Genomic DNA, 7,569 nt, shown 5'->3' with positions numbered 1-7,569 from the left:
TGCCGCGGGCGGACGGGCGGGCGGCGCGGCGCGGCGCGGGGCCTCGTAGCCGCCGCCATCACCGCCGCCATAGCCGCCATCGTCGTAGCCGCCGCCCTGGCCGCCGCCGCTGCCCTGGCGGCTGCCCAGCATCTGCATCTGGTCGGCGCGGATCTCGGTGCTGTACTTTTCCACGCCGCTCTGGTCGGTCCACTTGCGTGTGCGCAGCGAGCCTTCCACATAGACCTGCGAGCCCTTGCGCAGGTACTGGCCCGCGATCTCGGCCAGGCGGCCGTTGAAGACCACGCGGTGCCACTCGGTGGCTTCCTTCATCTCGCCCGTCTGCTTGTCGCGCCAGCGGTCGGTGGTGGCGATCGTCACGTTGGCCACCTGGTCGCCGCTGGGGAAGGTGCGCATTTCAGGGTCGCGGCCCAGGTTGCCGACGATGATGACTTTGTTCACGGATGCCATGGTTGTCTTGCCTCGTACCAAAAACGTCGATTGTGCATTTTTCGGCGCCGGGCCGCCCCAAGCTGAAAAGCGGCCCCCTCGGGGGGCAGCGACCCGCGAAGCGGCGGAGCGTGGGGGCTATTTTCAGCGCCCCATGGGCCGCAGCGGCCACGTCAACAACAGCCACGCCGCCGTCAGCGCCGCCGTGGCGGCGAACAGGCCCGGCGCACCCGCCCATTTGGCCAGGGCGCCGCCCAGGGCGCCGCCCGCGAACAGGCCCAGCGACTGCAGCGTGTTGTAGCTGCCCAGCGCCGCGCCGCGCAGGTGCGCGGGCGCCATGCGCGAGACCAGGCTGGGCTGCGTGGCCTCCAGCGCGTTGAAGCCGCAGAAGAACACGAACAGCAGCGCCCCCAGCACCGCCAGCGATGGCGCCGCCCCGCTGGCCGCCAGCAGCGCCAGGCCCGCCTGCACCAAAAGCACCAGGCCGATGGCCGCCAGCAGCGCCGCGCGCAGCCGCCCGCGCCGCTCCATGGCGAACAGCGCGCCCATGGCGATGAACGACAGCACCACGGCGGGCAGATAGACCTGCCAGTGCGCGCCCTTGTCCAGCCCGGCATGCACCAGCAGGGCGGGCACGGCCACCCACATCGCCATCTGCACCGTGTGCAGCACGAGCACGCCCAGGTTCAGGCGCAGCAGGTCGGGGTGCGTCCACACGTCGGCCAGGCGGCCGCGCGGCGCGTCCGCGTGCTGCGCGGGTTCGGGCGGCACCCACCACAGCACCACGGCGATGCCCGCCAGCGCGAGCGCGCCGGTCAGGCCGAACAGGCCCGGCAGGCCCACGCGCGCGGCCAGCAGCGGCGCGGCCACCAGGGCGACGGCGAACATCAGCCCGATGCTCGCGCCCACCAGCGCCATGGCCTTGGTGCGCACCGCGTCGCGCGTCTGGTCGGCCAGCAGCGCCGTCACGGCGGCGGACACCGCCCCCGCGCCCTGCACCGCACGGCCGATCAGCAGGCCCGTCACCGAACCGGCCAGCGCCGCCACCAGGCTGCCCGCCGCGAACACCAGCAGCCCCAGCACGATCACCCGCTTGCGCCCGAAGCGGTCGGACGCCATGCCCAGCGGCAGTTGCAGCGCCGCCTGCGTGAGCCCGTAGATGCCCATGGCCAGCCCGACCAGGGCCGGATCGTCGCCGCCGGGGTACTTGCGCGCTTCGAGCGCGAACACGGGCAGCACCAGGAACAGGCCCAGCATGCGCAGCGCGAAGATCAGCGCCAGGCTGATGCTGGAGCGGCGCTCCAGCGGGGTCATGGTGGTGGAGGCAGCAGGGGAAGGCACGGAGCGCGGGCGGGGCAAATGGACGGGTTGCGGGGCGAAGTGTGGATTTTCGCCCATGCGGGTGATGGCCCCTTGCGTTGCTGCAAAAAATCAGGGTCAAATTGGCCTTGAGCGCTTATGTGGCAAGCACATGCAGCTATGATTTTGGGAGTACATGGCTGTGCAGCCGGAAGGGGGCTCGCCTATCATGGCAGGTTCGCCTTTTCATGCCCGCCGATGCCCGACACCGCCTCTCCCGCCCCCGACGACGGCCCCTACCTCGCCCACGCCCTGCGCGAGCAGCGCATCAGCATCCGCGGTGCGCGCACGCACAACCTGAAGAACATCGACCTGGACATTCCGCGCAACCGGCTCGTGGTCATCACGGGGCTGTCGGGCTCGGGCAAGTCCAGCCTGGCGTTCGACACGCTCTATGCCGAGGGGCAGCGGCGCTATGTGGAAAGCCTGTCGGCCTATGCGCGGCAGTTTTTGGGGCGGCTGGACAAGCCCGATGTCGATCTGATCGAGGGCCTGTCGCCCGCCATCAGCATCGAGCAGAAGGCCACCAGCCACAACCCGCGCTCCACCGTGGGCACGGTGACGGAGATCCACGACTACCTGCGCCTGCTCTACGCCCGCGCGGGCACGCCGCACTGCCCCGACCACGGCCTGCCGCTGGCCGCGCAGACCGTCAGCCAGATGGTGGACGCCGTGCTGGCCCTGCCCGAAGACACGCGCCTGATGCTGCTGGCCCCCGTGGCGCGGCAGAAGAAGGGCGAGTTCACCGAGCTGTTCACGCAGATGCAGGCGCTGGGCTACGTGCGCTTTCGTGTCGATGGCGCGATTCACGAATACGAAAGCCTGCCCGCGCTCAAAAAGACCGAGAAGCACGACATCGACGTGGTGATCGACCGCCTGAAGGTGCGCCCCGGCATGCAGCAGCGCCTGGCCGAGAGCATCGAGGCCGTTTTGCGCGTAGGCGGCCACGAGGGCCATGGCCGCGTGCTGGCGCTGGAGATGGACTCGGGTCGGGAGCACCTGTTCAGCAGCAAGTTCGCCTGCCCGGTGTGCAGCTATTCGCTGGCCGAGCTGGAGCCGCGCCTGTTCTCCTTCAACTCGCCCATGGGCGCGTGCCCGGCCTGCGACGGCATCGGCCAGCGCGAGGTGTTCGACCCGGCGCGGGTGGTGGCCTTCCCCACACTCAGCCTCGCCAGCGGCGCGATCAAGGGCTGGGACCGGCGCAACGGCTACTACTTTGCGATGCTGGAGAGCCTGGCCGCGCACTACGGCTTTGACGTGGAGGCGCCGTTTGAATCGCTGCCTGCCAAGGTGCAGAACGCCGTGCTGCACGGCTCGGGCGACGAGGAGATCGCCTTCAGCTACATCCTGGACAGCGGCGCGAACAAGGGCAAGGTGTATTCCAAGAAGCACCCCTTCGAGGGCATCCTGCCCAACATGGCGCGGCGCTACCGCGAGACGGATTCGGTGGTGGTGCGCGAGGATTTGGCGCGTTTTCGCAGCAGCCAGCCCTGCCCCGAATGCCACGGCACGCGCCTGCGCCGCGAGGCCCGCCACGTGAAGGTGGGCGAGGGCGAACAGGCCCGCGCCATCTATGAAGTGAGCCACGCCACGCTGGCCGACGCGCACGGCTGGTTCCAGGCGCTGGCGCTCACGGGGGCCAAGGCCGAGATCGCGGGCAAGGTGGTGCGCGAGATCACCACGCGCCTGCAGTTCCTGAACGACGTGGGGCTGAACTATTTGAGCCTGGACCGCAGCGCCGAGACCCTGAGCGGCGGCGAGGCGCAGCGCATCCGCCTTGCGTCGCAGATCGGTTCGGGCCTGACGGGCGTGATGTACGTGCTGGACGAGCCCAGCATCGGCCTGCACCAGCGCGACAACGACCGGCTGATCGCCACGCTGCAACACCTGCGCGACATCGGCAACAGCGTGATCGTGGTCGAGCACGACGAGGACATGATGCGCGCCGCCGACCACGTGATCGACATGGGGCCGGGCGCGGGCGTACACGGCGGGCGGGTGATGGCGCAGGGCACGTATGACGCGGTGCGCAGCCACCCTGAATCGCTGACCGGCCAATACCTTTCGGGTGCGTTGCGCATTCCCGTCCCGAAGCGCCGCACGCCATGGCTGCCCGTGGTGGACCAGGAACCCGCGCCGCCGCCCAAGCCCGCCAAGTCGCGCTTTCCGCAGACCGAGGCCAGCCTGCGCCGCGCCGAACGCATGGCCGAGCACCACGCGCGCCAGGGCGCTGTGCAGGCCCTGCGCGTGGTGGGGGCCACGGGCAACAACCTCAAGAACGTGAGCGTGGACTTCCCCGTGGGCCTGCTGACCTGCGTGACGGGCGTCTCCGGCTCGGGCAAGAGCACGCTCGTCAACGACACGCTGTACGCCGCCGTGGCGCGGCAGATCTACCGCGCCCACGACGAACCCGCACCGCACGAGGAGATCGTGGGCATCGAATACTTCGACAAGGTCATCAACGTCGATCAGTCGCCCATAGGCCGCACGCCGCGCAGCAACCCCGCCACCTACACGGGCCTGTTCACACCCATCCGCGAGCTGATGGCCGAGGTCAACACCGCCAAGGAGCGCGGCTACGGCCCCGGGCGTTTCAGCTTCAACGTGGCCGGGGGCCGCTGCGAAGCCTGCCAGGGCGACGGCGTGGTGAAGGTGGAGATGCACTTTCTGCCCGATGTCTATGTGCCCTGCGACGTGTGCCACGGCCAGCGCTACAACCGCGAGACGCTGGAAGTGCAGTGGAAGGGCAGGAACATCGCGCAGATCCTGGACCTGACGGTGGAAGACGCTTACGCCTTCTTCAAGGACGTGCCGACGATTGCCCGCAAGCTGCAAACCCTGCTCGACGTGGGCCTCTCCTACATCCGCCTGGGCCAGGCTGCCACCACGCTCTCCGGCGGCGAGGCGCAGCGCGTCAAACTCGCGCAGGAGCTATCCAAGCGCGACACGGGCCGCACGCTCTACATCCTGGACGAGCCCACCACCGGCCTGCACTTTGCCGACATCGATTTGCTGCTGAAAGTACTGCACCAGTTGCGCGACGCGGGCAACACCATCGTGGTCATCGAGCACAACCTGGACGTGATCAAGACGGCGGACTGGCTCATCGACATGGGGCCCGAGGGCGGCGCGGGCGGCGGCACGGTGGTGGGCGTGGGCACGCCCGAAGCGCTGGCCGCCAACCCGGCCAGCCACACGGGGCGCTACCTTGCGCCATATCTGGTCAAATAGGGCTCCAGCGCTTATCCAGCAAGCGCTGGCAGCTATCATTTTTCAAGCTGCTGCGCGCGGAAGGTCGAACTGGTGCAGGGCAGAGAAAAGCTGCTCCACCCGCTGCGCGTCGAAAACACCATGCGGCCCTTGCGTGTGAATGTCGGTAAAGGGTGACTCATACAGCCGTGCTTCTGGCATGGCCCCGTGCTCCGTCAAGTGCTGCACGATCTCGTCGATGAACTGCAACTGGCTGGCGCTGGCGGTGCCTGCGGCGATCAGACCGGCAAAGGCGGCCGTGGCAGCTTCCCGATCCAGACCGACCAGGGAGCGGATGAACAGCGGCAGGCTGGTGTGCAGGGTGCGTGCCCGCTCAATGTCGCCGTCGCTGCCGCCCGCTTCATGCAGCAGGGTTTCCAGTTCAGCCAAATCCGTGGAAGTCAGGGGCTGGTTGCGGCGCAGCTTGTGCAGGGCCAGCCGGTCTTCGTGTGCGCGCAGGAACACCCTGGCCTTGCTGCGGAAGCGGTCGAAGTCCACCGCGCTGGCGACCAGGGGCAGATCGACTTCGGTGGATTCACCCAGCGCGTCTTCAAAGTCGGTATAGACCACCTTGCGGCCGGTTTTCTCGATCAGCTTGATAAGGCCGCGCAGCTTGCGCCGCGCCTGCTCCAGCATGGGCAGGGTCACGTCCTGCCACCATTCTTCGCCCGCGATGGCTTCGATCAGCAGCAGGTGTTCGCGCACGCTGGGTACGTTGGCAAGGTGCAGCAGGCCGTTCGCCAGTTGCTGCACGCGCGTCTGCAAACGGGCCAGCGCGGGCTCCTGCCGCAGCAGGGCCAACTGGGTGCCCAGCATCAGCGCGTCGAAGCGCTTGGCGTCCTCGTCCTCGTCGCGCACGCTGGTGGGCAGGCCGGAGAGGTGCTGCGACACCTCGGCCAGTTGCTCCGCCGTGGGGGCCTGCCACGCGTCGGCCTGCGCCCAGGCTTCCACCCAGCGGCGCTGCGGGCGCACCACGAAGTTCTCCATGGGCATGCCTTGCACCGTGCGGTGCAGCAGGTCGGCCACGTCGTTGCGGATGGCTTCCTCGGTCAGCGCCAGCGGCGGCGGTGTGTCTTCGGCCACGCCTTGCGTTCTCAGCCGCTGATCCAGCAGGCCCAGCAGCTCCAGCCGCGCGTTGAACAGGCGCTGCGACAGCGGCTGCGCCAGCGCGCCTTCGCTGCCTTCCAGCTCCTGGCTGAAAAACTCCAGGTTCTGGCAGAAGTCGAAGATGAAGAAGTCCTGCTTGTCTTGTTGAGGCCCGTACAGGTCTTTGCACAGGCGGGTGCCGCGCCCCACCATCTGCCAGAACTTGGCCTTGGAGCGCACGATCTTGAAGAACACCAGGTTCACCACCTCGGGCACGTCGATGCCGGTGTCCAGCATGTCCACCGAGATGGCGACGTGCGGCGCGCTGTTCTTCTGTGCAAAGGCGTCGATGAGCGACTGCGCGTATTCGGTCCTGAAGGTGATGACGCGCGCGAACTCGCCCCGGTACTGCGGGTAGTTGGCGTTGAACCGCTCGGCGATGAACTCGGCGTGCTGCTGGTTCCTGGCGAACACGATGGTCTTGCCCAGCCGGTCGCCGCCCGCCACCTTGTGGCCGCGCGCCATCAGCAGGGCCAGCATCTTGTCCACCGTGTCGGTGTTGAACAGCCATTGGTTCACCGCCTCGGCGCCCACGGCGTCGGGCGCTTCGCCGCCCTCGTCGTCCCACTCCAGCGCGTCCCACTGGTCTTTCTCGTCTTCGCTCAGGTCGTCGTAGCGGATGCCCTCGCGCTGGAACCGCAGCGGCACTGAAATGGCCTTGGGCGGCGCCAGGTAGCGCTCGGCAATGGCGTCGTCCAGCCCGTAGGCATCGGTGGGCACGCCGCTTTCCAGGCCGAAAAGGCTGTAGGTATTGCGGTCGATCTCGTCCTTGGGCGTGGCCGTCAGGCCCACCAGCAGCGCGTCGAAGTAGCTGAAGATGGCGCGGTACTTCTGGTAGATGGAGCGGTGCGCCTCGTCCACCACGATCAGGTCGAAGTGGCCCACGCCGAAGCGGCGCTGCCCGCTGCCCGCGCCTTCGTTGATGAGGCCCATCATCGTCGGGTAGGTGCTGACGTACACACGGCCCTCGGTGGCGCGGTCGGTCACCAGGTTCACCGGCGCGGCGTCGGGCAGATGGGCCTTGAAGGCGTTCACGGCCTGGTTCACCAGCGCCACGCGGTCGGCCAGGAACAGCACGCGCTTGCACCAGCCCGCGCGCATCAGCAGATCGACCAGCGCGATCACCGTGCGCGTCTTGCCCGCGCCGGTCGCCATCACCACCAGCGCCTTGCGGTGCTGGTCGCGCTCGAAGGTCTCGGCGATGCGGCGGATGGCGCGCTGCTGGTAGTGCCGCTCCACGATGCCCGGCGCAATCGCCAGGCTGTCCAGCGGCTTGCGGCTTGCGGCTGGTGCGCCGCTGCACCATCAGCTCCAGCTCGTCCTTCTTGTGAAAGCCCTGCACCGCGCGCGGCGGGCTGGTGGCGTCGTCCCACAGCCAATGCGCGT

General features: G+C 68.5%; 4 protein-coding genes. 1 reads left to right on the top strand and 3 read right to left on the bottom strand.

Annotated elements, in window-relative coordinates:
- Together ssb and QM569_RS12535 are read right to left on the bottom strand one after the other, a co-directional pair.
- On the bottom strand, positions 1-450 hold a 450-nt coding region (ssb, locus tag QM569_RS12540), incomplete at its 3' end, for a single-stranded DNA-binding protein (protein WP_414987571.1).
- Between the two features lie 123 nt (positions 451-573).
- Entirely contained in the window at positions 574-1,743 is a 1,170-nt protein-coding gene (locus tag QM569_RS12535; protein WP_414987570.1) for an MFS transporter, read from the bottom strand.
- 243 nt (positions 1,744-1,986) lie between these two features.
- On the opposite strand from QM569_RS12535, the gene uvrA reads away from it, so the two are divergent.
- A complete protein-coding gene (gene uvrA, locus QM569_RS12530) occupies positions 1,987-5,019 on the top strand; it encodes an excinuclease ABC subunit UvrA (RefSeq protein WP_414987569.1) in 3,033 nt (1,010 codons plus the stop codon).
- A gap of 42 nt (positions 5,020-5,061) precedes the next feature.
- On the opposite strand, the gene QM569_RS12525 is transcribed toward uvrA, so the two are convergent.
- On the bottom strand, positions 5,062-7,422 hold the full coding sequence (locus QM569_RS12525; protein WP_414987568.1) for a DEAD/DEAH box helicase family protein: 2,361 nt from the start codon (positions 7,420-7,422) through the stop codon (positions 5,062-5,064).
- Between the last annotated feature and the right edge of the window lie 147 nt (positions 7,423-7,569).

The sequence above is a fragment of the Acidovorax sp. genome, from assembly GCF_047607405.1.
Lineage (GTDB): Bacteria > Pseudomonadota > Gammaproteobacteria > Burkholderiales > Burkholderiaceae_C > Acidovorax.
The sequence above is the reverse complement of the archived record's forward strand: the minus strand, read 5'-3'. Positions and strand labels throughout refer to the sequence as shown.

Coding starts and splice junctions, on each gene's coding strand:
- QM569_RS12535 (WP_414987570.1), bottom strand. CDS start 1,743: ATGACCCCGCTGGAGCGCCGCTCCAGCATCAGCCTGGCGCTGATCTTC.
- uvrA (WP_414987569.1), top strand. CDS start 1,987: ATGCCCGACACCGCCTCTCCCGCCCCCGACGACGGCCCCTACCTCGCC.